The organism is Variovorax sp. TLI9-5A (assembly GCF_056867935.1).
Genome location: NZ_CP200310.1, coordinates 4,144,816 through 4,171,186, shown reverse-complemented (window position 1 = coordinate 4,171,186; position 26,371 = coordinate 4,144,816). Strand labels below are relative to the sequence as shown.

The 26,371-nt window shown below is 67.9% G+C and carries 29 protein-coding genes; 17 read left to right on the top strand and 12 right to left on the bottom strand.

Going from position 1 to position 26,371, the window contains the following annotated elements:
• Positions 1-62: 62 nt before the first annotated feature.
• Positions 63-314, bottom strand: coding sequence for a hypothetical protein (locus tag AC1VNX_RS19730; protein WP_483158607.1), 252 nt, complete (start codon positions 312-314; stop codon positions 63-65).
• Positions 315-429: 115 nt separating this feature from the next.
• Between AC1VNX_RS19730 and AC1VNX_RS19725 the strand changes: the two genes are divergently transcribed.
• Positions 430-648, top strand: coding sequence for a hypothetical protein (locus AC1VNX_RS19725; protein ID WP_483158605.1), 219 nt, complete (start codon positions 430-432; stop codon positions 646-648).
• 296 nt (positions 649-944) lie between these two features.
• Here the strand turns inward: AC1VNX_RS19725 and AC1VNX_RS19720 are convergent, their stop codons facing one another.
• Positions 945-1,388, bottom strand: a complete 444-nt coding sequence (locus tag AC1VNX_RS19720) for a universal stress protein (protein ID WP_483158603.1) — start codon at positions 1,386-1,388, stop codon at positions 945-947.
• Positions 1,389-1,501: 113 nt separating this feature from the next.
• Between AC1VNX_RS19720 and AC1VNX_RS19715 the strand changes: the two genes are divergently transcribed.
• The 11 genes from AC1VNX_RS19715 to AC1VNX_RS19665 all read left to right on the top strand — a co-directional run bounded on the left by AC1VNX_RS19715 (position 1,502) and on the right by AC1VNX_RS19665 (position 11,355).
• On the top strand, positions 1,502-3,832 hold the full coding sequence (locus AC1VNX_RS19715; protein ID WP_483158601.1) for a heavy metal translocating P-type ATPase: 2,331 nt from the start codon (positions 1,502-1,504) through the stop codon (positions 3,830-3,832).
• The gene (gene ccoS, locus AC1VNX_RS19710; RefSeq protein WP_483158599.1) at positions 3,832-3,969 is read left to right on the top strand and encodes a cbb3-type cytochrome oxidase assembly protein CcoS; all 138 of its coding nucleotides are present in this window, start codon (positions 3,832-3,834) and stop codon (positions 3,967-3,969) included. The genes AC1VNX_RS19715 and ccoS overlap by 1 nt, the downstream gene beginning before the upstream one ends.
• A gap of 65 nt (positions 3,970-4,034) precedes the next feature.
• Positions 4,035-5,474 carry a cytochrome-c oxidase, cbb3-type subunit I gene (ccoN, locus tag AC1VNX_RS19705; protein WP_483158597.1) on the top strand — a complete coding sequence of 480 codons (1,440 nt, stop codon included), beginning with the start codon at positions 4,035-4,037 and terminating at the stop codon, positions 5,472-5,474.
• 9 nt (positions 5,475-5,483) lie between these two features.
• The gene (gene ccoO, locus AC1VNX_RS19700; RefSeq protein ID WP_483158595.1) at positions 5,484-6,125 is read left to right on the top strand and encodes a cytochrome-c oxidase, cbb3-type subunit II; all 642 of its coding nucleotides are present in this window, start codon (positions 5,484-5,486) and stop codon (positions 6,123-6,125) included.
• Between the two features lie 24 nt (positions 6,126-6,149).
• A complete protein-coding gene (locus tag AC1VNX_RS19695; protein ID WP_132752802.1) occupies positions 6,150-6,290 on the top strand; it encodes a cbb3-type cytochrome oxidase subunit 3 in 141 nt (46 codons plus the stop codon).
• 13 nt (positions 6,291-6,303) lie between these two features.
• Complete coding sequence (gene ccoP, locus AC1VNX_RS19690) at positions 6,304-7,221, top strand: cytochrome-c oxidase, cbb3-type subunit III (RefSeq protein ID WP_483158593.1); 918 nt, start codon at positions 6,304-6,306, stop codon at positions 7,219-7,221.
• Between the two features lie 14 nt (positions 7,222-7,235).
• Positions 7,236-8,669, top strand: coding sequence for a cytochrome c oxidase accessory protein CcoG (ccoG, locus tag AC1VNX_RS19685; RefSeq protein WP_483158591.1), 1,434 nt, complete (start codon positions 7,236-7,238; stop codon positions 8,667-8,669).
• A 34-nt stretch (positions 8,670-8,703) separates the two neighbouring features.
• Positions 8,704-8,985, top strand: a complete 282-nt coding sequence (locus tag AC1VNX_RS19680) for a FixH family protein (RefSeq protein WP_483161989.1) — start codon at positions 8,704-8,706, stop codon at positions 8,983-8,985.
• Positions 8,982-9,248, top strand: coding sequence for a hypothetical protein (locus tag AC1VNX_RS19675; RefSeq protein ID WP_483158589.1), 267 nt, complete (start codon positions 8,982-8,984; stop codon positions 9,246-9,248). The genes AC1VNX_RS19680 and AC1VNX_RS19675 overlap by 4 nt, the downstream gene beginning before the upstream one ends.
• Positions 9,245-10,651, top strand: a complete 1,407-nt coding sequence (gene hemN, locus AC1VNX_RS19670) for an oxygen-independent coproporphyrinogen III oxidase (protein WP_483158587.1) — start codon at positions 9,245-9,247, stop codon at positions 10,649-10,651. The genes AC1VNX_RS19675 and hemN overlap by 4 nt, the downstream gene beginning before the upstream one ends.
• 2 nt (positions 10,652-10,653) lie before the next feature.
• Positions 10,654-11,355: a sulfite exporter TauE/SafE family protein gene (locus AC1VNX_RS19665; protein WP_483158585.1), complete on the top strand. Its 702-nt coding sequence runs from the start codon at positions 10,654-10,656 to the stop codon at positions 11,353-11,355.
• Positions 11,356-11,404: 49 nt separating this feature from the next.
• On the opposite strand, the gene AC1VNX_RS19660 is transcribed toward AC1VNX_RS19665, so the two are convergent.
• Positions 11,405-11,641, bottom strand: a complete 237-nt coding sequence (locus AC1VNX_RS19660) for a hypothetical protein (RefSeq protein WP_483158583.1) — start codon at positions 11,639-11,641, stop codon at positions 11,405-11,407.
• A gap of 232 nt (positions 11,642-11,873) precedes the next feature.
• Positions 11,874-12,491 (bottom strand): LexA family protein, encoded by a 618-nt coding sequence (locus tag AC1VNX_RS19655; RefSeq protein WP_483158581.1) that lies wholly within the window; start codon positions 12,489-12,491, stop codon positions 11,874-11,876.
• 290 nt (positions 12,492-12,781) lie between these two features.
• Here AC1VNX_RS19655 and AC1VNX_RS19650 point away from each other — a divergent pair, with 290 nt between their 5' ends.
• Positions 12,782-13,120, top strand: a complete 339-nt coding sequence (locus AC1VNX_RS19650; protein ID WP_483158580.1) for a hypothetical protein — start codon at positions 12,782-12,784, stop codon at positions 13,118-13,120.
• A gap of 23 nt (positions 13,121-13,143) precedes the next feature.
• Positions 13,144-13,689: a hypothetical protein gene (locus AC1VNX_RS19645; RefSeq protein ID WP_483158578.1), complete on the top strand. Its 546-nt coding sequence runs from the start codon at positions 13,144-13,146 to the stop codon at positions 13,687-13,689.
• Positions 13,690-14,116: 427 nt separating this feature from the next.
• Here AC1VNX_RS19645 and AC1VNX_RS19640 read toward each other — a convergent pair whose 3' ends face one another.
• Complete coding sequence (locus AC1VNX_RS19640) at positions 14,117-14,392, bottom strand: YgaP family membrane protein (RefSeq protein WP_483158576.1); 276 nt, start codon at positions 14,390-14,392, stop codon at positions 14,117-14,119.
• A gap of 110 nt (positions 14,393-14,502) precedes the next feature.
• Between AC1VNX_RS19640 and AC1VNX_RS19635 the strand changes: the two genes are divergently transcribed.
• Positions 14,503-15,327: a universal stress protein gene (locus tag AC1VNX_RS19635; RefSeq protein WP_483158574.1), complete on the top strand. Its 825-nt coding sequence runs from the start codon at positions 14,503-14,505 to the stop codon at positions 15,325-15,327.
• 7 nt (positions 15,328-15,334) lie between these two features.
• On the top strand, positions 15,335-16,687 hold the full coding sequence (locus tag AC1VNX_RS19630) for an MBL fold metallo-hydrolase RNA specificity domain-containing protein (RefSeq protein ID WP_483158572.1): 1,353 nt from the start codon (positions 15,335-15,337) through the stop codon (positions 16,685-16,687).
• Between the two features lie 27 nt (positions 16,688-16,714).
• On the opposite strand, the gene AC1VNX_RS19625 is transcribed toward AC1VNX_RS19630, so the two are convergent.
• The 4 genes from AC1VNX_RS19625 to AC1VNX_RS19610 form a co-directional block, all read right to left on the bottom strand.
• Entirely contained in the window at positions 16,715-17,704 is a 990-nt protein-coding gene (locus AC1VNX_RS19625; protein ID WP_483161988.1) for a zinc-dependent alcohol dehydrogenase family protein, read from the bottom strand.
• Between the two features lie 99 nt (positions 17,705-17,803).
• Positions 17,804-18,523 carry an acetoacetyl-CoA reductase gene (gene phbB / locus AC1VNX_RS19620; RefSeq protein ID WP_483158570.1) on the bottom strand — a complete coding sequence of 240 codons (720 nt, stop codon included), beginning with the start codon at positions 18,521-18,523 and terminating at the stop codon, positions 17,804-17,806.
• A gap of 1 nt (position 18,524) precedes the next feature.
• Positions 18,525-19,178, bottom strand: a complete 654-nt coding sequence (locus AC1VNX_RS19615; protein ID WP_483158568.1) for a BON domain-containing protein — start codon at positions 19,176-19,178, stop codon at positions 18,525-18,527.
• A gap of 137 nt (positions 19,179-19,315) precedes the next feature.
• The gene (locus AC1VNX_RS19610; RefSeq protein ID WP_483158566.1) at positions 19,316-19,831 is read right to left on the bottom strand and encodes a Rossmann-fold NAD(P)-binding domain-containing protein; all 516 of its coding nucleotides are present in this window, start codon (positions 19,829-19,831) and stop codon (positions 19,316-19,318) included.
• A gap of 223 nt (positions 19,832-20,054) precedes the next feature.
• Between AC1VNX_RS19610 and AC1VNX_RS19605 the strand changes: the two genes are divergently transcribed.
• Positions 20,055-20,819: a Crp/Fnr family transcriptional regulator gene (locus AC1VNX_RS19605; RefSeq protein WP_483158564.1), complete on the top strand. Its 765-nt coding sequence runs from the start codon at positions 20,055-20,057 to the stop codon at positions 20,817-20,819.
• A 21-nt stretch (positions 20,820-20,840) separates the two neighbouring features.
• On the opposite strand, the gene AC1VNX_RS19600 is transcribed toward AC1VNX_RS19605, so the two are convergent.
• From AC1VNX_RS19600 to AC1VNX_RS19590, 3 genes are all read right to left on the bottom strand, one after another.
• Positions 20,841-22,982, bottom strand: coding sequence for a PAS domain S-box protein (locus tag AC1VNX_RS19600; RefSeq protein WP_483158562.1), 2,142 nt, complete (start codon positions 22,980-22,982; stop codon positions 20,841-20,843).
• On the bottom strand, positions 22,975-23,706 hold the full coding sequence (locus AC1VNX_RS19595; protein ID WP_483158560.1) for a response regulator: 732 nt from the start codon (positions 23,704-23,706) through the stop codon (positions 22,975-22,977). The genes AC1VNX_RS19600 and AC1VNX_RS19595 overlap by 8 nt, the downstream gene beginning before the upstream one ends.
• A 193-nt stretch (positions 23,707-23,899) precedes the next feature.
• Positions 23,900-26,317, bottom strand: coding sequence for a phosphoketolase family protein (locus AC1VNX_RS19590; protein WP_483158558.1), 2,418 nt, complete (start codon positions 26,315-26,317; stop codon positions 23,900-23,902).
• Between the last annotated feature and the right edge of the window lie 54 nt (positions 26,318-26,371).

Below are 26,371 nucleotides of genomic sequence, written 5' to 3'. Positions count from 1 at the left end.
CGTGCAGCTGCGATGGCTGCACGCGCTTTTTGCGTGTGGTCAGCAGTGACGCACGGCGGCGCTCATTGCAGCGCGACCTCTGTTCCGTCGGCGGCCACCATCACGCCTGGCGAGGCTTCGTCGACTTCGATCGGCACGCCCATGTGTTTCGTGGCGCTCATGTCGCGGTCGCCCGGGATGGTCATGAGATTCAGGCAGCGCACGTACTCGTCGCGCAGGGCTGGCGACAGCACGTACCTCTGAGGGTAGGCGTAGCTGTTGCCCTTCCAGTGTGCAATCAGCTTCTCGGTCATCTGCAGGTAGAGGGTGGTCATTGGCTGATCGTAGCCGTAGGCGCTGGCCTACGATCAGCATGCTCGTGGCAGGTCATGATGCCGGCAGGGAGCAATATCACAAAAGAGAGAGAGCGACATCTCGCGAGGAATTGCAATGCCCATGGATTTTCTGCGTCGCATCGAGGAGGCATCCTTCCCCTTGGCCGTCCTTGAAGAGGCCGACATCCAGTGTGCAGCCGTTCTGGCTGCAGCCAACTTCATTGAAGCAAGACTTCCTGATCCTGGCGAACGCCTCAAGCGCTCTGCCTTGATCTTGCGCATCACGCCGCTCGGGCGAGCAGAACTCGCCCGACTACGACAGCAGCGGGCATGAAAAAGCCGCCTCGAGGGCGGCTTTGTGAATGTGGTCGTGAACTCTTACGCGGTCCACGCTACGGCAAATTCTTTTGCATGAAGTCATTATTGTTTTTCTCGTCGTAGTGACTTCGACGCGCTGGCATGAGATTCAGCTTGCCTGGCCAGGCACTGCTCAGATGTTCCGAGCGTGGCGCGATTGTATCAGGCGGGCGTGCGCCGGATCTCGACCGGTCCGATGCCGCTGTAGGCGGCGTCGGTGCAGTGACGCCGTGTGCAGTTGCAGTTCGCACGGCATCCAAGCCGGATCATTCGTTACCGCAGCACCAGAACCGGCAGCGAAGAGCGCACCAGCACCTGCTGCGTCTCGCTTCCCAGCAGGAGGCGCTTGAGGCCCTTGCGTCCGTGCGAGGCCATCACGATCAGGTCGCTCCTGTGCTTCTTCGCCGCCGCGATGATCGATTCGGCGACCAGGTCCGAGCTGGCCTGCGCCGTCTTGATCCGCACGCCGCGCTCCCGCGCGCGGTCGCGCACCTTGTCGAGCATGGCCTGTGCCTTCTCGGCCCACTGCTTCTCGATGCGGCCGACATCTTCGGCCGAGAAGGTCATCGAGCCTTCGAAATAGCTCTTCGGGTAGCGGGGGACGACGGTCAGGGCGACCAGGTCCGAGTCGTTCTGCACCGCCAGCGAGATGGCGCTGTCGACGGCCTTCTTCGACAGGGCGGTGCCATCGGTGGCGACGAGGATGCGTTTGAACATGAGGATCTCCACAGGGTCACAGGGTGTACGGCGGCCGAGCTTAGGCATGCCCCGGGCCGTGCGGCTTGATTCAGATCAAGCGCCTCGACGGGGCCGCCTCTTAGGCTCGGCCGATGAATGCCACGCTCGCATCCGATCGCGTCGCGATCCCCGCACTCCCCACCGCAGCAGCTGCAGCCAGCGAAGAGGCGTGGCAGGTGCTGGACGACCCGGCCGAATGGCCCGCCTTCGGCCGTGAACTGGATGCCGCCGATGGTGGCAACTGGGAGTCTCAGGTGGCGGTCGAGGGCATGCACTGCGCGGCCTGTGCCTTCACCGTCGAGGCCGCGCTGAGGCAGGTGCCCGGCGTGCGCGAGGCGCAGGTCAATGCGGCGAGCCGGCGCGCGCGCGTGGTCTGGTCGCCTTCTCAGACGCGGCCTTCGCAGTGGTTCGAAGCCAGCGCGAAGGCCGGCTACCGGCTGCTGCCGGGCAGCGATCGCTCCGTCAGGGAACTACGCCGGCGCGAATCGCGGCTGGCCCTGTGGCGCTGGCTGGTCTCCGGCTTCTGCATGATGCAGGTGATGATGTACGCCTACCCGGCGTACGTCGCGCGGCCCGGCGACATGGGCGCCGATTCGGCGCAGCTGCTGCGCTGGGCTTCCTGGGTGCTGACGCTGCCTGTGGTGCTCTTCTCCTGCGGACCTTTCTTCCGCAGCGCCTGGCGCGACCTGCGCATGGGCCGCATCGGCATGGACCTGCCGGTGGCCTTCGGCGTGCTCGCGACCTTCGCGGTGAGCAGCGCCGCCACCTTCGATGCCGGTGGTCCGCTGGGCAGCGAGGTCTACTTCGACTCGCTGACGATGTTCGTCTTCTTCCTGCTCACCGGCCGATGGCTGGAGTCACGGCTGCGCGAGCGCACCGCCGGTTCCCTCGATGCGCTGATGAACCGTCTGCCCGATGGCATCGACCGCCTCGCCGCCGACGGCGGCTGGAAGCGGGTGGCCGTGCGCCGGCTTGCCGTGGGAGACGTGGTGCGGGTGCGGCCGGGCGAGGCCTTTCCGGCCGACGGCGTGGTGATCGAAGGCGACACCAGCGCCGACGAGGCCCTGCTGACCGGCGAATCCCGACCCGTGCCTCGCCCCTGCGGCGACCGCGTGCTCGCCGGCAGCCACAACCTGTCGGCGTCGGTGCGGGTGCGCATCGAATCGGTGGGCGAGGGCACGCGCTTCGCGCAGATCGTCCGGTTGATGGAAAGCGCCGCCTCGCGCAAGCCGCGCCTGGCGCTGCTGGCGGACCGCGTGGCGCGCCCCTTCCTCGCCGCAGTGCTGGTGTCGGCGGCCGTGGCCGCAGCGTTCTGGTGGCCGACGGACCCGGGCAGGGCGCTGATGGTGGCGGTCGCGGTGCTCATCGTGACCTGTCCGTGCGCGCTCTCGCTCGCGACGCCGGCAGCCATGCTCGCCAGCGCCGGCACGCTGGCGCGCGGCGGGGTGATGACGTCGAACCTGCAGGCGCTGGAAGCGCTGGCATCGGTCGACACCGTGGTGTTCGACAAGACGGGCACGCTGACGGGCGAGGTTCCGCGCCTGGAGCGCATCTACTGCCGCCAGGGCCTGCGGCCCGGCGACGCGCTCGAAGTGGCGGCCGCGCTCGCGGCGCAGTCGCTTCATCCCGTGGCGCAGGCGCTGGTGAATGCATGGCATGCGCAGTTCCGCTCGGCGCCCGGCTGGGTGGCGCAGCAGGTCGCCGAGACGGCAGGCCAGGGCATCGAGGGGCGCATGCACCGGGTGCGTGCGCCTGCGGACACAGGCCAGCGCGTGCGTCTGGGCTCCGCGGGCTTCTGCGATGTGGCTGCGCTGGAGGTCGACGCCGCGCAGGTCCACCTGGCCGACGAGCAGGGCTGGCTCGCGAGCTTCGTCTTGGCCGAGGAGCTTCGCGCCGATGCCGCCGACGCCGTGGCGGCGTTGCGCGCGGAAGGAGTCACGGTGCGGCTGCTCTCGGGCGACAGGGAGGCGGCCGCGCGGGAAATCGCCGCGCGCTGCGGCATCGACTTCGCGCAGGGCAGCTGCACGCCGGAAGTCAAGCTCGACGTGCTGTGGCGCCTTCAGGCCGAGGGCCGGCGGATCGCGATGGTGGGCGACGGCCTCAACGACGGCCCGTCGCTGGCGCGCGCCAATGCCTCGTTCGCCTTCGGGCGCTCGGTGCCGCTGTCGCGCGCGCATGCCGATTTCGTGGTGCTCGGCGACAGGCTCGCCAGCATTCCACAGGCGATCGCGCAGGCGCGCAGGACGCTGCGCGTGGTGCGCCAGAACCTCTTCTGGGCCGCGGGCTACAACGCGCTGTGCGTGCCGCTGGCCATCGCCGGCTGGCTGCCGGCATGGCTCGCCGGCCTCGGCATGGCCGCGAGCTCGCTCGTGGTGGTGCTCAACGCGGCGCGGCTCTCGCGCGGTGGAGAAGGAGCGCGCTGATGGACATCCTCTTCCTGCTCGTTCCGCTGTCCGTGATGCTGGTCCTCGCGATCCTCGGCGGTCTGTGGTGGGCCATCGAGCGCGGCCAGTTCGACGACGTCGACGCCGAGGGCGAGCGCATCCTGCACGGCGATTGATCTGCATCAACCCGCAGGGAAGGGGGCCCACGGAAACTGCCCGCAACTCAATCAAGGGCACCACGATGCAACCACCGAACCCACCCGCCGCGGAATACGACGACGCCGTCGTGCGGCAATTCGCGCTCATGTCCGTGGTCTGGGGCGTGGTCGGCATGCTGGTCGGCGTGGTCATCGCCTCCCAGCTGACGTGGCCCGAGCTCAACCTCGGCATTCCATGGCTCAGCTACGGAAGGCTGCGGCCGCTGCACACCAACGCGGTGATCTTCGCGTTCGGCGGCTGCGCGCTGATGGCCACCAGCTTCCACGTGGTCCAGCGCACCTGCCAGGTGAGGCTCTTCGCACCGAGGCTCGCGTCCTTCGTCTTCTGGGGCTGGCAGGCGGTGATCGTGGCTGCCGCCATCAGCCTGCCGATGGGCTACACCAGCGGCAAGGAATACGCCGAGCTGGAATGGCCCATCGACCTGCTGATCGCCGTGGTCTGGGTGGCCTACGCCATCGTGTTCTTCGGCACCATCGGCATGCGCCGCGTGCGCCACATCTACGTGGCGAACTGGTTCTTCGGCTCCTTCATCATCGCGGTGGCGCTGCTGCACATCGTGAACAGCGCCGAGATCCCGGCGGGCTGGATGAAGAGCTACTCGGCCTATGCCGGCGTGCAGGACGCGATGGTGCAGTGGTGGTACGGCCACAACGCCGTCGGCTTCTTCCTCACGGCCGGCTTCCTCGGGATGATGTACTACTACATCCCCAAGCAGGCGGGCCGGCCGGTGTATTCGTACCGGCTGTCCATCGTCCACTTCTGGGCGCTGATCTTCACCTACATGTGGGCGGGCCCGCACCACCTGCACTACACGGCGCTGCCGGACTGGACGCAGTCGCTGGGCATGGTGTTCTCGCTGATCCTGCTGGCGCCGAGCTGGGGCGGCATGATCAACGGCGTGATGACGCTCTCGGGCGCCTGGCACAAGCTGCGCACCGACCCGATCCTGCGCTTCCTGATCGTGGCGCTGTCGTTCTACGGCATGTCGACCTTCGAGGGGCCGATGATGTCGATCAAGACCGTCAACGCCCTGAGCCACTACACCGACTGGACCATCGGCCACGTGCACTCCGGCGCGCTCGGCTGGGTGGGCTTCATCACCATGGGCTCGCTCTACTACCTGATTCCGCGCATGTACGGCCGCACCGCCATGTACAGCGTGAAGGCCATCGAGGCGCATTTCTGGATCGCCACCATCGGCATCGTGCTGTACATCGCGGCGATGTGGATCGCCGGCGTGATGCAGGGCCTGATGTGGCGCTCCATCAACCCCGACGGCACGCTCACCTACACCTTTGTGGAGAGCGTGAAGGCCACCTTCCCGTTCTACCTGGTGCGCGTGATCGGCGGCGTTCTCTACCTCAGCGGAATGCTGCTGATGGCCTGGAACGTCTGGATGACCGTCATCTCCGGCCGCGCGGTGCGCGCCGAGATCCCGCCCACCGCCATGGCCCACGCCTGAGGACGCACGATGAACCAGAACACCTCCAGCTCGAGTTCCAGCTCCGGCGGCTTCACGCACGAGAAGATCGAGACCAACAACCTGCTGATGATCGTGCTGATCCTCGTGGTGGTGGCCGTCGGCGGCCTTGTCGAGATCGTGCCGCTCTTCTTCCAGAAGTCGACCACCGAGGCGGTGCAGGGCGTCAAGCCGCTCACGCCGCTGCAACTGGCCGGGCGCGACGTCTACCTGCGCGAGGGTTGCTACAACTGCCACTCGCAGATGATCCGGCCCTTCCGCTCGGAGACGCTGCGCTACGGCCACTACTCGGTGGCCGGCGAGTTCGTCTACGACCACCCCTTCCAGTGGGGCAGCAAGCGCACCGGCCCCGACCTGCATCGCGTGGGCGGCAAGTACAGCGACGAGTGGCACCGCATCCACCTGAACAACCCGCGCGACGTCGTGCCCGAGTCGAACATGCCGGCCTACACCTGGCTGGAGAAGACGCCGGTCGATGCCGAGGCGCTGCCTGCCCACATGCGCGCGCTGCGCCGCGTCGGCGTGCCCTACACCGACGCCGAGATCGCCGGTGCCGCGGAAGAAGCCCGGGGCAAGACGGAGATGGAGGCCACGGTGGCCTACCTGCAGTCGCTGGGCCTGGCGCTCAAGTAAGCAAGACGGCAAAGGACACAAACCATGATCGACCTCACTACCCTGCGCATCGCCGCGACCGTCGTCTGCTTCGCGCTCTTCATCGGCATCGTGATCTGGGCATATTCGCGCCGCAACGCGCCCGGCTTCCAGGAAGCGGCGCGCCTGCCGTTCGAGCAGGACTGAAGGGAGAAGCACGATGAGCGATTTCATCAGCCGTTTCTGGTCGGACTACGTGGCCGTGGTCTCGCTGCTGAGCATCCTCGGCTGCGTGATCCTGCTGTGGCTCACCGCCCGCAAGCGCGTCGCCCCCAGCGCCGACAACACCACCGGCCACGTCTGGGACGAGGACCTGCGCGAGGCCAACAACCCGCTGCCCATGTGGTGGGTCGGCCTGTTCGTGCTGACCATCGTCTTCGGGCTGGGCTACCTGGCTGTCTTTCCGGGCCTCGGCAGCTTTCGCGGCCAGTCCGACTGGACCTCGCGCGGCGAGTACGACGCGGAAGTCGCCAGGGCCACGCAGGAGCTCGCGCCCGTCTATGCGAAGTACGCCGCGACGCCTGTCGAGGAAATCTCGCGGGACCCGCAGGCCCATGCCATCGGCGAGCGGCTCTTCATGGGCAACTGCGCGCAGTGCCATGGTTCCGATGCACGCGGCAGCAAGGGCTTTCCCAACCTGACGGACAAGGATTGGCTGCATGGCGGCACGCCCGAGAAGATCATCGAGAGCATTACCAAGGGCCGCGTGGGCGTGATGCCGCCCATGGCCGCCGCCGTCGGCACGCCCGACGAGGTGAAAAACCTCGCCAACTACGTGCTGAGCCTGTCGGGCGAGCCGCACGACTCGGTGCGCGCCGGACTCGGAAAGTCGAAGTTCACGGCCTGCGCTGCCTGCCATGGCATCGGCGGTGTCGGCAACCAGGCCCTGGGCGCGCCCAACCTCAGCGACAGGATCTGGCTCCATGGCTACGGCGAGGCCGCCATCATCCAGATGATCAACTCGGGCAAGCACAACGAGATGCCCGCGCAGGAAGGCCGCCTCACCGAGGCGCAGATCCGGATGGTCGCGTCCTACGTCTGGGGGCTCTCCAACAGCGCGGCCGCGGCCACGCCCTGAAACCGGCGCCCGCCATGACCCGGAAGATCATTCCCATCGCGAACACGAGCACGAGTGCGAACGCGGGCGGCGGCGAGGAAGTCGGCCTCTACGAGGCCACGAAGAAGATCTACCCCCGCACCGTGCGCGGCATGTTCGCGCGCTGGCGCTGGGCCATGGTCTTTCTCACCCAGCTGGTGTTCTACGGCATGCCTTGGGTGGAGTGGGGCGGGCGGCAGATGGTGCTGTTCGACCTCGCGGCGCGGCGCTTCTACATCTTCGGGCTGGTGCTCTATCCGCAGGACCTGATCTATCTCTCGGGGCTGCTGGTCATCAGCGCGCTGTCGCTCTTTCTCTTCACCGCCGTGGCGGGGCGGCTGTGGTGCGGCTATGCCTGCCCGCAGACGGTCTACACCGAGATCTTCATGTGGGTCGAGCAGAAGATCGAAGGCAACCGGGTCGCGCGCATGCGGCTGGACGCCGAGCCGATGTCGCTCGAGAAGTTGGTGAAGAAGTGGTTCAAGCACATCGTGTGGGTCGGCATCGCGATGTGGACCGGCTTCACCTTCGTGGGCTACTTCACGCCCATCCGCGAGCTCGGCCTGGCCTTCCTGCAGACGCAGATGGGCTCGTGGGAAGTCTTCTGGGTGTTCTTCTACGGCTTCGCGACCTACGGCAACGCAGGCTTCATGCGCGAGCAGGTCTGCAAGTACATGTGCCCTTACGCGCGCTTCCAGAGCGCGATGTTCGACCGCGACACCCTGATCGTCACCTACGACCCCGGGCGCGGCGAGCCGCGCGCGCCGCGCCGCAAGGGGCCCGATCCGCGCACGATGGCGCTGGGCGACTGCATCGACTGCGGCCTGTGCGTGCAGGTGTGCCCCACCGGCATCGACATCCGCAAGGGCCTGCAATACGAGTGCATCGGCTGCGGCCTCTGCGTGGATGCCTGCGACACGGTCATGCAGAAGATGGCCTACGCGCCGGGGCTGATCCGCTACGACACGCAAAACGGCATGGAGGCCGGCTGGTCGCGCCGGCAGCTGCTGCGGCGCGTGCTGCGTCCGCGCGTGCTGGTCTACACGGCGATCCTGGCGCTGCTGGTGGCCGGCCTGCTGGCCAGCCTGGTGGTGCGCACGCCGCTGAAGGTCGACGTGGTGCGCGACCGTGCCTCGCTGGCGCGCTTCGCCGAGGGCGGAAAGCTCGAGAACGTCTACCGGCTGCAGATCATGAACGCCACCGAGCAGCCGCGGCACTACCTCATTTCGGCCAGCGGGCTGGAGGGCCTGAGCGTGTCGCCGGAGCAGCCGGTGAGCGTCGATGCGGCCCAGTCGCGCTGGGTCGCCGTGCGGCTGCAGGTGCCCTACGGCTCCGCGCCGCCCGGCTCGCACACGGTGCACTTCAGCATCCGCGAGGAGGGCGGCGGGGCGCAGGTTTCCGAGAAAGCGGCCTTCCTGGTGCCGCGCTGAAAGGTCTGGAATGAACGCAGCAACCGATTCGACGATGAACGCATTGGCGGCCGAGGCGGACAAGCCCTGGTGGCGCCATCCGCTGCTGTGGATGGTGATCGGCGGCCCGGTGGCCGTGATGATCGCCAGCTTCGTGACCTTCTGGCTGGCCTGGCGAAGCCCCGATGCGCTGGTGTCGCAGGACTACTACCGCGAAGGCGTCGAGATCAACAAGACCCTGGCCGCGAAGAAGCATCTTCCAGCGCTGACCGGCCGCAACCACGCGATGACGCCCGCGGACGACATGCCCCCCGTGGGCCGGAAGGCCGCGCCATGAGCGCGATGCGGCTGGTCGCCGGCATCCTGTGGCCATCCTTCCTCGTGGCCTGCGGCATGGAGGTGCTGGTGTTCGCGCTGATCGATCCCATCAACACCTTCTGCGGCGCCGACGCGTTGCGCATGTCGCGCCAGGGCATCTACACGGGTGCCTTCTTCGTCTTCTGGCTGATGGCGGCGGCGTCCAGCGCCTGCACGGTGCTGCTCGCCGGACCGGCCGTGCCCGGAGAACCCGACGCGCCTGTACGCACACCTTCCCCATGACTTCCATCGCTCTCGCCCCCGGGCCCGCGCATGCACCGCTGCCCCTCGACCTGCTGCGGCAGTACGACGTGCCCGGGCCGCGCTACACCTCGTATCCCACCGCCGACCGCTTCGTCGAAGCCTTCGGCGCCGACGACTACGTGCAGGCGCTGCGGCATCGCCGTGAGGCCGGTTCCGGGGCTTCGCCGCTGTCGCTGTACGTGCACATTCCGTTCTGCGAGTCGCTTTGCTACTACTGCGCCTGCAACAAGATCGTCACCCGGCACCACGAATGGGGCCGGCAATACCTGGCGTATCTGGCGCGCGAGGTGGAACTGCAGGTCGCGCAGCTCGGTCGGAACGCCACCGTGGCCCAGCTGCACCTGGGCGGCGGCTCCCCGACATTCCTCGACGATGTGGAGCTCGGCGAGCTCATGGCGCTGCTGCATCGGTCTTTCACCTTCGTGCCCGGCGGCGAGCGTTCCATCGAGATCGATCCGCGCACGGTCGACAGGCAAAGGCTCGCGAACCTCGCGACGCTGGGCTTCAACCGCCTGAGCTTCGGCGTGCAGGACTTCGATCCGGCCGTGCAGCAGGCGGTGCACCGCATCCAGCCCGCATCGCAGGTCTTCGCGCTGATGGACGACGCGCGCTCGCTGGGCTTCGAATCGATCAACGTGGACCTGATCTACGGCCTGCCGCGGCAGAACGACGCCTCCTTCGAGCGCACGCTCGCGCAGGTCTGCGAGCTGCGGCCCGACCGCATCGCGCTCTACGCCTACGCGCACCTGCCGGAGCGCTTCAAGCCGCAGCGGCGCATTGCCGCCGACGAGCTGCCGGACGCCTCGGCGCGCGTGCGCATGCTCGCGAACGCGATCACCAGGCTCGCCGATGCGGGCTATGTCTACATCGGCATGGACCACTTCGCGCTGCCCGGCGATCCGCTCGCCGTCGCGAAGCGGGAAGGGCGTTTGCACCGCGACTTCCAGGGCTACGGCACCCGGCCCGAGGGCGACCTGATCGCGCTCGGCGTATCGGGCATCGGGCGCGTGGGCGCCACCTACAGCCAGAACGCCAAGAGCCTGGACGAGTACCGCGACCTGCTCGACCAGGGACGCCTGCCGGTGGTGCGAGGCCTTGCGCTTTCGCGCGACGACCAGCTGCGCCGCGAGGTGATCATGGCGCTGATGTGCCGGGGCCGGATCGACTTCGATGCCATGGGCGAAGCCTTCGCGGTCGACTTCCGCCGCTACTTCGCCACCGAGTTCGCGGCGCTCGGAACGCTGGTCGCCAACGGCCTGGTGCGCCTGAGCGACCACGACCTCGTGGTGACCGAAGAGGGCTGGTTCCTCGTGCGCGCGGTCGCGATGGTGTTCGATCGGCACTGCCGCTCCAACCGCACGCGTTTCTCCCGCGTGGTCTGAACATGCAACTCGCGCTCGCCGGTGCCGCACTGCTCATGGGCCTTGCCGGCGGGCCGCACTGCGTGGCGATGTGCGGCGCCGCCTCGTCGGCCGTGATACGGATCGTGCCGCTCCCGGCCGCGGGGCAGGGCGCCATGCCGGCGCTCGCCGCGCCCGGTGCCTTCCATGTCGGCCGCATCGCGAGCTACGCGGCGGCGGGTGCCGTCGCGGCCGCCAGCGTCGACAGCCTGGCACTGGCCAGTGCGCAGGTCGCCGCACTGCGGCCGCTGTGGGTGCTGCTGCACGTCTTCGTGTTCGCCTGGGGCGCGATGCTGGCCGTCACGGGGCGGCAGCCGCTGTGGGCGCGGCGCATCGGCCGCTCGCTCGAATCGCGCCTTCGTCCGCATGCGGGCGGCACCGGGCTGGGCGTGCTTGCCACCGGGCTGCTCTGGGTGGCGCTGCCTTGCGGGCTGCTCTATTCGGCCTTGATGCTGGCAGGCCTGGGAAACGGGGCCGTCGAGGGAGCGGCGCTGATGGGGCTGTTCGCCGTCGGGAGCGGCCTTTCGCTGGTGATCGGGCCGTGGCTCTGGCGGCGTTTGCGGCTGGCCGGTGTCGAGGGGCGCCAGACTTGGGGGGCAAGGGTGGCCGGCGTGCTGCTGGCCTCCGTGGCGGTGCAGGCCCTGTGGTCGGACCTCGTTCGCCAGATCGACGCCTGGTGCCATTGAGTCGGGTGGTAGCGGGGGGCAAGCCCGAGGGCTGCGGTTCTCGGGTGAGTCAGGAACGTGCTGCGCCGTGAATCCGGAGGTCCGCCCAACGAATGCAGCGGGCCAGGACCAAATCGAAGACTTCCGGGCGTGTGCGCTTCGTGTCCACGACCTGCAAGACGGCCTTGAGGACGGAGTGCTCGAAGATTTCGGCCCTGCAAACGACTGTCTGGCCATCGAGACACTGCTCGACGTAGAACACGAATTCAAATCGATTCTGGTACTGCTGCGGCAGGACCAGCTTCATTCCCGCCGGCTTGCGCGATGAGCGGGACAGTCCCGATTCCTGGTTTCCTGCGAGATTTCCCGGTCGCTCAGAACCAGTGCCCGTCAGGGGCAGCCGCGGGGGAACCATGCTTCGATCCTTTCACCGCGGCCCATGCCTTGCCCGAATGAGCTGGGGGCATCGCTGCGTCAGGATGAAAAATATATCCGTGTGCAGGAAATCTATCTACAACACGGTGCTTTTCTGGCGAGGTTTATCGAAAACGCTTGGTGAACTCGCGCACCACGCCGATGACCCGGGCGCTGCCCAGCGGCTTGAGGGGGTATCGGCTGTTCAACGGCTTGAGATAAAGGTCTCCGCCGTCTTTCACGAGCTGCTTGAACGTTGTCTCGTTGGATTCGTTCACCGCGATGACGTAGTCGCCCGGGACAGCTTCCATCTCCGGTTCGACGATCAGTATGGAGCCGGCGGGAAAAGAGTCGCCGGCTTCGCTCACCATGCTGTCGCCATGAACCCGCAGCGCGTAGGTATGCCTCTTGACCGGCACGCTCACTGGAATCGAGTCGAACTGCGTCGTAGGCTTGTAGTTGTCGATGACGGTGTAGTTGCCCGCCTCGACCTCGGAAACCAGGGGAACTTCAGCGCGCACGTCGGCCCCTCGTGCGCCCGCAGACACGCCTGAGACCAGTTCGGCAACGGAAATCCCAAGCAGCTTGGCCACACGTGCCTGGTTGGCTCGCTTGGGAGCTGTGCCGCCTTGTTTTTCCCATTGCTGTACTGCGCCACGGCTCACCCCCAGCGCGTCAGCAAATTGCTGCTCGCTCATCTGGAGGCGCTTGCGTCCTTCGCGAATTAGTTGACGGCTATTCACAGCCCTAGGGTAGGCGCTGTTTCAGATAGAAAGAAAATCGAGGATAGCTCTTCCATCATCGAGCCATGGGTTATGTCAGATGGAATTTGTGACCGGATGCATTGCGTGGATCGTGTGCGATCGAGCCCTCGTAAAACCATCGCTGCCTCCCCCCGACGTGAAGCTTTGATAGCTTTTTCTCTACTGGAAGAAATTTCTATCGTAGTTTTAATGCTTTCGCAGTCTTAGGATGAGTTTGCTGTCGGCTCGCTCAACAATCAGTCTTCGCTGGCAGTTTGGGGAGGAATCCCATGCCCATGCTGTTGCTGCATCGCCTGATCGGCTGTTCATTCCCGGTCAATACCTTCTCGCCCGATGAAATCGAGAAGATTGAAGTTCTGGCTCTCGGCGGCCTCGTGCGAGCGACTGTGCTTTTCGGCTCGACGCCAGCCACCAGAGGCAGGGCTGTCATGGCGACCGTGCTGCAGGTCACGGAGAACGGCCGTCGCATGGCTGCGGCGTTTCCTTCCCACGAGAGCAGTGCAACGCACATCCGCTTGCGCTCTCCTCTTTCAGCTGCATCGGCCAGCGCTTTGCATGTGCTGGAGAAGATCGGCTCGCCATTGGTTGCCGCCGAGCGCGGGCAGTGACGGCAGTGTTCCACGATTGGAGCGTGACTGCGCCCAATGAAGTCGCAGCGGGCACAACGCTCGGCGCGCGTGTGAGGACCGCCTGCCAAACGCCGCTTGTGCCGAAGTCGATCGGCTACACGATCGCCTGCGTTCAGGACCGCATCGATCGCCAGTTCCGGTACTTCGAAGCGCTTGGGGAGTTCCGCATGTTCGCCGATGGCGCGGTCTTCGTTGGTGCCCGCGTGACCTCCATTGACGACACGCGTGTGACCCTTCACTGGACATCGGCTTTCTACCCCGGGCCGCGTCATCGGCAAACCGTCCGGCAGATTCGCGGCGAATTGCTCCCGCTCGGCTTTCATGGGCGCTTCGATTTGTATCTTCAGCGCGTGGAATGGATGCCGGTAGGTGCTCCCCGGTTGACCGAGGATGTCTTGCCGCCTGGCGTGCAGGACATCATCGTCGCGCGATCCGGCGAAGGCGAAGCAACCAACTTCGATCCAAGGCCCCACATGCCTTCCGATGTTGCGAGGGCGTTGCGCGAGGGCATGCTGCGCGCGAGGCTGCTGGATGCCGGCCCTTCGTAGGAGTTCTCCGGCAGCGGCTTCTGGAACAGGCAGAGGGAAGCGAAGAGATGCAAAGTCGACCCACCCGCTGCCTGAGCATCACCTAGACACTGCCGCTCAGCCCGAGCCTGCGCGATGACATCGAAGTTCGCGTGGGCAGCAGGAAACAGCATCTCGACGTAGCCGGGGGCCTCGAGGATGCGAAGCTTGTCGATCGTTGCGAGATCGGCTTCCGTGTACGGCAACTGCGTGGTGGCGAATCTCCGTTGCAGGTTGATGCACATCGCGCCATCTCCACGAAGCTCAGTCCAGAGTGATCCACTTGATCAAAAGTTGAAGCGCGAGCCAAACGGCGGCGATGCCGAGCGCCGCGCACAGCACGATGAGAAGCCGCAGATGGACGGACACCCGATTCCTCATCAGACGGCCATGCGGGCGCATCTGCCCCTCAGCGCCCGCTGCGCGGGCAGGTGCTGAGGCCGAAGAAAGAGTAGACCGGACAGTTGCCGACCACGCCTGTCAGCAGCGGCACCACACCGATATAACCCCAGAAGCCGATGGTTCCTCCCACTGCCAGCGCGATCAGCAGCACGCCCACGCCGACGCGCAGGGCGCGGTCGAGGACTCCGATATTTTTTGACAGGAAAGGCATTTGGCTGTCTCCCAGGTTGGTTGGAGAGGAATCTTGCGCGCCCGATCGGCGGTAGGCGTTGAGATGGATCAAGTTCCGGGTGCAGGGTAGTGAGTCGCGCGAGGTTGACGCAGCGCAAGACCGTCCGTGACGCGGGGACCTAAGGTTGGAGCATCACATCCGCCAGCCCAAGGAGATTCCTCATGCATACCCCGAAATCCATCCTGCTTCACCTCGACGGCTCGGCCCGCACGGTGGAGCGCATCAAGCTGGCCCGCGAGCTTGCCGAGACCTTCGAGGCCGAGGTCACGGCGCAACCGTGCACCCTGTCCGCGCTCATGCGCTATCCGTACGCCATCGAGGCGGCCGCGGAGGCGGTCGCGATCATGCAGGAGATCGACAAGGACGCGCGCGACAGGATGCACGCCACCTTCATGGAGCACGGCGCGGGCTCGCCGCGCCTGCACTGGACAGAGGCGGAGAGCGACGGCCCGTGGAGCTTCGGCCGGCGTGCCCTGTACGCCGACCTGCTGATCCTCGGGCAGCGCGACCGCAACGACCCGATGGATGGCGAACTCCCCGGCGACTTCCTGCCCAGCGTGCTGGTGCAAAGCGGCCGTCCTGCGCTGGTGCTGCCCTACGCGGGGTCGATAGGCCACATCGGCCGCAACGTGCTGGTGGCCTGGAAGGAGACGCGCGAATCCGCGCGTGCCGTGAGCGCCTCGCTGCCATGGCTGCGCAAGGCGGATCGTGTGGACGTCGTCGCGTACGGCGAGGGCGCGAACGAATCGCTGCAGAGCCTGCAGGCCTACCTGCGGATGCAGGGCGTCGACGACATCCGGCTGCATCCCGGTGGCGACAAGGACGACGACGTGGGCAACAAGCTGCTGTCCCTCGCCTCCGACCTCAGTTCCGACCTGCTGGTGATGGGCTGCTACGGCCACAACAGGGCGCGCGAATGGGTGATGGGCGGCGCCACGCTGTCCATGCTGCAGTGGATGACGCTGCCGGTGCTGATGTCCCACTGAGGCCCTCATGCGCATCGACTTCCTCGGCGGCACCGGCACCGTCACCGGCTCGAAGTACCTGCTGAGCCATGGCGGCCGGCGGCTGCTGGTCGATTGCGGGCTCTTCCAGGGGCTCAAGCAGCTGCGCCTGCGCAACTGGGACGTGCTGCCGGTCGATCCCGCCAGCATCGACGCGGTGGTGTTGACCCATGCGCACCTCGACCACAGCGGCTTCGTTCCGGCGCTGGTCCGGCTCGGCTTCAAGGGCGCCGTCTACTGCACCAAGGCCACCCTGGAGCTCTGCAAGCTGCTGCTGCCGGATTCGGGCCGCCTGCAGGAGGAGGACGCCGACTATGCCAACCGCCACGGCCACTCGAAGCACAAGCCCGCGCTGCCGCTGTACACCGAGCAGGAGGCGCGCACCGCGCTCGGGCGCTTCGAGACCGTTCCCTTCGGCCAGGAGTGTTCGCCATGGCCCGGCTGGTCCTGGCAGATGTCCAGGGCCGGCCACATACTCGGCGCCGGCAGCCTGCGGGTCGGCTGGGACGGTTCGAGCATTCTTTTCTCGGGCGATTTGGGGCGCGGCGAAGACCTGCTGATGCGTCCGCCCGAAGCCGCCAGCCCGGCGGACTACGTGGTGGTGGAGTCCACCTACGGAGGCCGCAGGCATCCGGCGACCGACACGCTCGCAGAGCTGGCGGGCGTGATCAACCGCACGGCCGCGCGCGGCGGCATCGTGGTGATACCGGCCTTCGCCGTCGGCCGGGCGCAGACGCTGCTGCACTGCATCCATCTGCTCAAGGAGGCGCATCGCATTCCGGACATGCCGGTGTACCTGAACAGCCCGATGGCGACCGACGCCACGCGCATCTACAGGAAGCACTGCGACGAGCACCGGCTGAGCGCGCAGCAGTGCGCGACGATGCTGGGGAAGACCATCGTCGTCAACACGATCGAGGAGTCGATACGGCTGAACACGCTGGGCTTTCCGTCGATCATCGTGTCCGCCAGCGGCATGGCCTCCGGCGGGCGGGTGCTGCACCACCTGAAGGCCTACGCGCCCGACGCCCGCAACACCATCCTCTTCGCGGGCTTCCAGGCGGCCGGCACGCGAGGCGCCGCCATGGTGGCGGGTGCCGACGCGGTCAAGATCCATGGTGCCTACGTGCCGGTGCGCGCGGAGGTCGCGAACCTGGAGACGCTGTCCGCCCATGCCGACCACGACGAACTGCTCGCCTGGCTCGATGGCCAGCGTGCGCCGCGACGGGTGTTCGTGACCCACGGGGAGCCGGTGGCTGCCGATGCGCTGCGGCTGGCCATCGAGGAGCGCCACGGCTGGCCGTGCACCGTGCCCGAGTACCGCGACTCGCGGGAGCTCTGAACCGAAGCTTCGACCCGTGCCGCAGGTTCAGGGCACGAGCACCGCGGCACCCTCGATGCGGCCCGCGCGCAGATCGGCCAGCGCTTCGTTGGCCTGCGCGAGCGGGTAGGTCCTGACATGAACCTGCAGCGGGTGCGTCTGCGCGAAATCGAGGAACTCCCGGGCGTCCGCGCGCGTGAGGTTCGCCACCGAGACCACGCTGCGCTCCTCCCACAGCAGCCGGTACGGGAAGGCGGGAATGTCGCTCATGTGGATGCCGCCGCAGACCACCCGACCACCCTTGCGCACGACCCGCAGCGCCGCCGGCACCAGCTCGCCGGCGGGCGCGAAGATGATGGCCGCATCCAGGGCTTCGGCCGGCACTTCGTTGGAGCCGCCGGCCCAGGCGGCGCCGAGGCTGCGCGCGAAGGCTTGCGTCGCCTTGTCCGCGGGCCGCGTGAATGCATAGACCTGGCGGCCCTGCGCGACGGCGGCCTGCGCCACGAGGTGCGCCGCGGCGCCGAAGCCGAAGATGCCCAGCCGGCGCGCGCCGTCGCCCGCGGCCTTGAGGCTGCGCCAGCCGATCAGGCCCGCGCAGAGCAGGGGGGCAATGCGGGCCGCGTCGGTTTCGGGCATGGAAAGCGGCAGGCAGAACGCCGCTTCGGCGATCACATGGCTCGCGAAGCCGCCGTCGCGGTGATAGCCGGTGAAGCGCGGTGTGTCGCAGAGGTTCTCGCGGCCGTCGGCGCAGAAGGCGCAGCAGCCGCAGCTGTGGCCCAGCCACGGCACGCCCACGCGGTCGCCGGCGCGGTGGCTCTCGACGCCCGCCCCGAGGGCCTCGACCACGCCCACGATCTCGTGCCCCGGCACGATGGGCAGCACGGGCAGAGGCAACTCGCCGTCGACCACGTGCAGGTCGGTGCGGCAGACCGCGCATGCCAGCACGCGCAGCCGCAGTTCGCCCGGGCCGGGCTGCGGAATGTTGCGCCGCTCGAGCTCCAGCGGCAGCAGGGCCGCGTTCAGCACCATGGCGCGCATGGTCGGCGCGAGCCGTTCGGCGGGGTCGACGGAGTGTGCCTGGGACGTGGTGTGCATGGCAGGCTCGCCGGAAAGGATGAAGGCAGGGGCGTCGCCGCCTCAGGCCATGTACTTGCCGCCGTTGATCGACAGCGTGATGCCGTTGATGAACGCCGACTCGTCCGCGACGAGGAACACCACGCCGCGCGCGATCTCGGCGGCCGTGGCGAGGCGGCCGGCCGGAATGTCCGACAGGATCCTCGCCATCGTCTCGGGCGCGACCGCCTCCACCATGGGGGTGTCGGTGTAGCCCGGCGCGACCACGTTGGCGGTGATGTTGCGCGAGGCGCCTTCCAGCGCGAGCGACTTGGTGAAGCCCACGAGCCCGGCCTTCGTGGCCGCGTAGTTCACCTGGCCCGCCTGCCCGGACAGGCCGTTGACCGAGCCCATGTTCACGATGCGGCCGAAGCGGCGCTCGCGCATGCCGCCGATGACGGCGCGGCACATGCTGAAGCAGCCGCCCAGGTTCACATCGAGCACCTCGCGCCACTGCTCCAGGCTCATCTTGTGCAGCATCGTGTCGCGCGTGATGCCGGCGTTGTTGACCAGCACGTCGATGGGGCCGAGTTCGGACTCCACGTGCGCGACGCCGGCCTGGCAGGCGGCGTGATCCGCCACGTTCCAGCAGAAGGCCGGAATGCCGGTGCGTGCGGCGAAGGCCTGCGCGGCCTGCGCGCGGTTCGCGAAGTTCACCGCCACGCGGTAGCCCGCTGCCTGCAGGGCCTCGGCCGTGGCCGCCCCGATGCCCGAGGTCCCGCCGGTGACGAGCGCGACGCGCATCTCAGGCGTCCACGAGCAGGTCGTTCACCACCACCGTGACGCCCGGCGTGGCCCATGCGGCGCCTTGCACCGCGTCGCGCTCGGTCCAGGAGTGGACGGTGCCGCGCAGCGTGACGTGCGAGCCGTCCACCGAGATGGAGAGCTTGCGGGCCTCGCGGTCGGCCTGGCGCGAGAGCGCCTCGTGGATCTTCTTCTCGACGTCGGCGGGGCTCACCCTGGGCTTGACCTTCACGAGGTTCGACACGCCGGTCACGCCCATCAGGTCGCGCACGGCGACCTCGGCGGCGTTGCGCTGGTAGTCCCATTCGACTTCGCCGTTCAGGCTGAGCCAGCCCTTCTCGACCATCGGGTGGATCTTGCCGTCGGGCACGAGCACGTTCCATTCGAGCGCGCGTTCGGCCGCCTGGGCGATGTCGGCGTCGGTGCGCTGGTTGTCGAAAGGCAGCTTCACCGTGAGTTCGATCGCCAGCGCCTTCACGCCGTACACGCGTTGTGCGGCGCGCTCGACCGCGTACTTTTCGGCGTAGCTGGAGAGATGGCCGGTGAGCGTGACCACGCCGTCCTTGACGATCACGCCGATGTCGGAGGACTTGACGTCGGGGGCCCAGGTCAGCTCGGCCTGGATGTCGTCGCGCAATTGGGTATCGGTCTTCATGAGGGATTCCTTGCTGTGGATGGATCGGAGCCGGTCGTCCTGGCGCAGCCGTGGCGGCCGTGGAGTCCACTGTAGGAAGGGGTGGAGGAGCGCGTATTGCGCTGGATCAAGCGCAGGTGCGGCGGGCGCCGCGGCGTTCAGCCGATGGCTTCCAGCAGCATCGCCTGGAGGACGAAGCGGCGGTTGTCGGCCTGCGGGGTCGTGTCCCCGAGCAATTCGGCGAGCCGGTCGGCAGGATGGTCTTTCATCGCGGCGCCCTCGAAGACCGGAATGCCGGCGTGTTGCGCGATGCGCTGAACGAGCACGGGGTCCAGCCCCTGGCATTCCACGGCTTCGTAGAGCCGGCCGAGCATGCGGGCGGTGTGCTGCACTTCCTGCGGGGAACTCGCCACAGAGAGGCTCGAGCGCATCACGGCCACGTGTGCGCCGAGCTCTTCCGCGGCGCGGCGGAACAGCACTTGCGCTTCGTCGGGCGGTGTCTCGCAGAGAAGTCCCAGGTTCTTGCCGCGCAGCTGCGGGCGGGTGGTCCCGCCGAGCGCGGCGCGCTGCAGGATGCGCGCCCGGGACAGCAGGCTGGCCACGCTCAGCGGCGAGAGCTGTGGCTCGACCTCCGGACTGCGGGCGATGTTGGAAGGGGGCATGGCAAGGGTCATGTGTGACTTGCCAAGGTTAGGCATGCGGGCGGCACCGCATTTGATTCAGGTCAAGGCATCGGACCGCTTCGGCGTGACAGAGGTCTCGCCACGTGCCGCTGATACAAGCCGGACACATTGCATTGACCAAGTGTCACGCCGGGACTCAAGCCATTGCTATTGCATTTTCGATGGCTCCCTAGCATCGATTCATCCAAACGCGACAGCCCACCAAGGAGTCTCGATGCTCAACACCACGCCCACGAACACCGCGCAGTTTTCCCCGAACCCGACCTTGCCCGCCGGCGGCCAGGAATGCGCGGGCCGCAACACCATGGACACGCTGAAGCTGCTGGGCGCGCAGCTCAAGCCGCAGCGGCGCGTGGTGCACACGGGCGACACGATCTACCAGGCGGGCGAGCGCTTCGGCAATCTCTACATCCTGAATTCGGGCTTCTTCAAGATCGTGAACCTCTCGGCCGACGGGCGCGAGCAGGTGGTGGGCCTGAAGTTCCGCGGCGACTGGCTGGGCTTCGACGGCATCGCCGGCGGACGCTACGCATGCGACGCGGTGGCCATGGACACCGGCGAGATCTGGGTGGTGCCCTACGAAGTCCTGCTGGCGACCTGTGCCGCGCATCCGGATCTGCTGCAGGTGCTGCATGCCGCGATGAGCCGCGAGATCGCGCACGACAGGGACTCGCTGATGTCCGTGTGCACGCTGCCGGCCGATGCCCGCGTCGCCGATTTCCTGCGCTACTGGGCCGAAACCCTGACCGAGCGCGGGATGCGCGGCGACGAAATCACGCTGCGCATGACGCGCGCCGAGATCGGCAACTACCTGGGCATGACGCTCGAGAGCGTGAGCCGCGCGCTGTCGCGGCTGGCGAGGGACAACGTGATCGGCTTCGCGACCAAGGGGCGCCGCGACGTGCAGATTCCCGACGTGGGCGCGCTGAGCGCCTTCGTGCAGCGCTGCCTCGCGCCCGTGCCGGCCATGCTGCAGTAGGACGAGCGCCGAGACCGGGCGTCAGATGCGCCCGGCCAGCACCTTCGCCATGGCCCGCGCCAGGTCGGAGCGCGTATACGGCTTGCGCAGCAGCTCCCAGCTTTGCGGCACCTCGCGATCGGCGTCCAGCAGTTCCGAGGAGAACCCCGACATCAGCAGCACCGCCATCTGCGGAAAGCGCTGCTGCACTTCCGCCGCCAGCCGCGTGCCGCGCATGCCCGCGCCCAGCGCGATGTCGCTCAGCAGCAGGTCGAAGGGGCCCGCTCCCGCATCCAGGACGGACAAGGCCTGGTCGGCAGTGGCGGCCGAGACCACTTCGCAGCCCAGCGCGGCCAGGAAGGCTTCGACCACCTTGCGGACTTCGGAGTCGTCCTCGACCAGCATCACCCGCAGTCCGGAGGGGAGCGCTTCGCTGCCCGGAGGCTCTTCCATGGCGGCGGGCGCATCAGATTCTTCTTCCATCTCCTCCTGCTGCTGCGGCAGGTAGAGCGTGACCGTGGTGCCCTGGCCCACCTTGCTGTCGATCGACACGGCGCCGCGCGACTGGGTGACGAAGCCGTACACCGTGCTCAGGCCAAGCCCCGTGCCGCGCCCGGCTTCCTTGGTTGTGAAGAAGGGCTCGAAGGCGCGTTCCTTCACGTCGTCGGGCATGCCCGTGCCGCTGTCGGCGATGGAGATCGCGACGAAATGCGTGGTGCCGTTGTTGCCGGGGTTGTTCCGCTCGTTGCGCAGGCCCGTCGGTAGCGTCTCGCAGATTTCGGTGCGAAAGCGCAGCGTGCCGCCCTCGGGCATGGCGTCGCGCGCGTTGATCGCGATGTTGAGCAGCGCCGACTCCAACTGGCCCGGGTCGGCCATCACCAGCGGGTGGCCGGGCGCGGTGTCGATCTCGATGCGGATGCGCTGGTCCAGCGTCCGGCGCAGCATGTCGGCCAGCGAGTGCAGCAGCGCATGCGTGTCGATGGCAACGGGTTGCAGCACCTGGCGACGCGAAAACGCCAGCAGCTTGCCGGTGAGCTCGGCGCCCCGGCGCGACGCCCGGGTGGCGGCGGCCAGCAGCCGCTGCGCATGGCTGCTGTGCGCCAGCTCCGGCAGTTCCTCGAGGACCTGCAGGTTGCCCTGGATGACGGTCAGCAGGTTGTTGAAGTCGTGCGCGATTCCGCCCGTGAGCTGGCCGACGCTCTCGAGCCGCTGCGCATGGTTGAGCTCCTCTTCCGTCTGCACGCGCTGCAGGCTGGTGGCGAGCAGGCTGGACAGCGACTCGAGAAAGCGCACCTCCTCGTCGCCGAAGCGCTTGGACTCCCTGGAGCGCACCGACAGCATGCCGATCACGCGCCCCCGGTCGGACAGCGGCACGGCGAGCGCGCTGACCAGGCCGGCGTCGATGTAGGCCGCAGGCACGCGAAAGCGCGCCTCGTCGGCGTAGTCGGGCACCACGACGGGCCGGCCCTGCGAGAGGACGAAGCCCGGCGGAGTGTCCGGGCGGTTGGCGACGTGCGCGCCGATCTCCTCGCCCGGCACCAGCCCGACACCGCTGGCCACCCGGAACTCGAGACGGTTGCCATCGAGCAGCCAGACCATCGCCACCTCGACCTCCAGGGCACGGGTGATGATCTCGGGCACCTGCTGCAGCACCGCCTGCAGGTCACGCGTATCGACCGCCAGTCGCCCGAGCTGGGCCAGGTGCTCGCTGTAGCGCGCGCGCTGCAGCGCCTGCTTGACGCGCGGGTAGGCGCCGATGTCGCGGATGGCGGCCACGACGAAGGGCAGGCCGTGGCTCTGCAGGGGGCTGAGCGCGATCTCGACCATCACTTCGCTGCCGTCCTTGCGCTTGGCCACCAGTTCCATGTGCGTGCCCATGGGGCGAGGGCGGGGCGCGCGGCCATACGCCTCGCGGTAGGAAGCGTGGCGCGGGCGGATGCTGTCGGGCACCAGCGCCTCGACGTTCAGCCCGAGCAGTTCCTCCTCCGCGTAGCCAAGCAGCGCCGCCGCCGAGGGGTTGGCGAGCATGATGCTGCCGGACTGGTCCACGAGCAGCAGCGAATCGGGATAGGCCACGAAGAGCGAGCGGAAGACACTGCCTTCGTCGATGCCCGAGGGCAGGCGCCGGATGGGCGCGCCGGGCGCCTGGGGCAGGACAGGGGGGCTGTCCGAAGGGTCAGCCATGGGAAACCGGCGGCACCAGCATGTAGCCCGCGCCTCGCACCGACCTGATGAGCTGCGGATCGTCCGCGTCCGCCTCGATCTTCTTGCGCAGCCGGCCGACCTGCACGTCGATCGTGCGGTCGAAGGGCGTGGCCTCGCGTCCGCGCGTGTGCTCCAGCAGGAAGTCGCGCGAAAGCACGCGGCCCGGGTGCAGCGTGAAGACGTGCAGCAGGTCGAACTCGCCGCCGGTCAGCACCACGCGCTCGCCCTGCGGGTTGCGAAGGCTGCGCGAGCCCGTGTCCAGTTGCCAGCCTGCGAAGCGCAGCTTGTCGGGGGGCGCTGGCTGTGCCGCAGCCGCCGGTGCCGGCGTGGCGGGCGCCAGCCGCCTGAGCACGGCCTTCACGCGGGCTACCAGCTCGCGCAGGTCGAAAGGCTTGGTGACGTAGTCGTCCGCTCCCACCTCCAGGCCCACCACCTTGTCGACCGCGTCGCCGCGCCCGGTGACGATGATGAGGCCGCAGCGCCAGCTCTCGCGCATGCGGCGGGCGATGGCGAATCCGTCTTCGCCGGGCAGTCCGAGGTCGAGCAGCACGAGGTCGACCGGGTCGGTTTCCATGAGCGCCATCAGGGCCCGCCCCTCGTGCACCTGGCTGACGCGGAAACCATGTCCCTGCAGGTAGTCGGCCAGCAGTTCGGTGATGTCGGGTTCGTCGTCGAGAACCGCGATGTGGGAGTTGTTTTTCATGCGCTGACGAGGAAATACAGCACGAATTTCCTGGATGTTCCGGTCTGAGCTGAGCGTAGCACGCACGCCGTGCCGAGGCATCCCGTACCTGGGTGCCCTGGACGGTGCCCGCAAGCCGTATCCGCCGCGTTTTCCTGTCCGCGCGGGCCTCCCGTCTTAGAGGCCCAGCCGGAAGGCGCATCCGGCGCCGGGGCTATCTGGTCCAGCGCCAGTCCTCGATCTCCGGCATGTCCTTGCCGTGGCGGGTGATGTAGGCCCTGTGCTCCAGCAGCCTGTCGCGCAGGTGCTGCTGCACGTGGCCGGCGCTGTCGCACAGGCCCGGTACGCGGGCGATCGCGTCGGCGGCGAGGTGGAAGCGGTCCAGCCGGTTGAGCACCGTCATGTCGAAGGGCGTGGTGGTGGTGCCTTCCTCGCAGTAGCCGTGCACGTGGAAGCCGGGATGGTTGCGCCGCTTGTAGATCAGCCGGTGGATCAGCGCCGGATATCCGTGGAACGCGAAGATCACGGGCCTGTCGGCGGTGAAGATGGCGTCGAAGTCCGCATCGGGCAGCCCGTGCGGGTGAGCTTCCGGAGACTGCAGCGCCATCAGGTCGACCACGTTCACCACGCGCACCTTCAGTGACGGCAGCTTCTCGCGCAGCAGGTCGACCGCCGCCATCGTCTCCAGCGTCGGCACGTCGCCGGCGCAGGCCATCACCACGTCGGGCGCGCCGCCTTCGTCGTTGCTCGCCCATTCCCAGATGCCCAGGCCGGTGGTGCAGTGGCGGATGGCCGACTCGATGTCCAGCCACTGGGGCGCGGGCTGCTTGCCGGCCACGATGACGTTCACGTAGTCGCGGCTGCGCAGGCAGTGGTCGACCACCGACAGCAGGGTGTTGGCGTCGGGCGGCAGGTACACGCGCACCACTTCCGCCTTCTTGCTGGCGACGTGATCGAGGAAGCCCGGGTCCTGGTGGCTGAAGCCGTTGTGGTCCTGGCGCCAGACGTGGCTGGTGAGCAGGTAGTTCAGCGACGCGATCGGCCGGCGCCAGCCGATGCCGCGCGTCACCTTGAGCCACTTGGCGTGCTGGTTGAACATCGAGTCGACGATGTGGATGAAGGCCTCGTAGCACGAGAAGAAGCCGTGCCGCCCCGTCAGCAGGTAGCCCTCGAGCCAGCCCTGGCAAAGGTGCTCGCTCAGCACCTCCATCACGCGGCCGTCGGGCGAGAGGTTCTCGTCGCCCGGCCACACCTGCGCGGCCGTGGTTCGCCCGGTCACCTCGAACAGGGCCGAGAGCCGGTTCGAGGCGGTCTCGTCCGGCCCCATCACGCGGAAGTTGCGCTCCCGTTCGCTGGCGCGCATGACCTCGCGCAGGAAGGCGCCCGCGACGCGCGTGGCCTCGGCGTCGGTCGCGCCCGGCGCCGCCACGGGCACCGCGTGCGCGCGAAAGGGCGGCAGCGCCAGGTCCCTGAGCAGCAGTCCGCCGTTGGCGTGCGGATTGGCGCTCATGCGGCGATTGCCCCTGGGCGCGATCGCGGCGATCTCGGGGCGAAGCGCGCCGTCCGCATCGAAGAGTTCTTCCGGGCGATAGCTGTGCAGCCACCGCTCCAGCAGTTCGACGTGCGCCGGCTTCGTGGAGAAATCGGCCAGCGGCACCTGGTGCGCGCGGAAGGTGCCCTCGATCCGCACGCCGTCCACCTGGCGCGGTCCGGTCCAGCCCTTGGGGGAGCGCAGCACGATCATCGGCCAGCGGGGGCGCACGCGGAAGCCGTTGGCGCGGGCATTGGCCTGAATGGCGCGGATGCCATCCAGCGCCGTGTCCAGCGCCGCCGCCATCTGCCTGTGCATGTCGGCGGGCTCGTCGCCCACCACGAAGTAGGGTTCGTGGCCGTAGCCGCGCAGCAGCTGTGTCAGCTCGTCCTCGCCGATGCGCGCCAGCACGGTCGGGCCGGCGATCTTGTAGCCGTTGAGGTGCAGCACCGGCAGCACCGCACCGTCGCGCTCGGGGTTCAGGAACTTGTTGGAGTGCCAGCTCGCCGCCAGTGCGCCGGTCTCGGCCTCGCCATCGCCCACCACGCAGCAGGCGAGCAGCGACGGGTTGTCGAACACGGCGCCGTACGCATGCAGCAGCGAGTAGCCCAGCTCGCCGCCTTCGTGGATGGAGCCTGGGGTCTCGGGCGCCGCGTGGCTCGGAATGCCGCCCGGAAAGGAGAACTGGGTGAACAGCCGCCGCAGGCCCGCGGCGTCCCGCCCCACCTCCGGATAGACCTCGCTGTAGCTGCCTTCGAGCCATGTGTTGGCGACCACGCCCGGGCCGCCGTGGCCAGGGCCCGCGATGAAGATCGCGTCGAGGTCCCGCGCGTTGATGGCGCGGTTCATGTGCGCGTAGACGAAGTTGAGGCCCGGCGTCGTGCCCCAGTGCCCCAGCAGGCGCGGCTTGATGTGCTGGAGCGCGAGCTTTTCGCGCAGCAGCGGGTTGTCCATCAGGTAGATCTGGCCCACCGACAGGTAGTTGGCGGCGCGCCACCAGGCGTCGAGCAGCGCGAAGTCGTCCGGAGCCGCCGGTTCGGGGAAGAAGAGGGCATGTCGAAGTTCCCGGGAGGATGGATCGACGCTCCAGTATGGGCACATGGGCGCGCATCGGGTTGATGTCGGTCAAACCCGTAACAACCGATACAGGAAGCG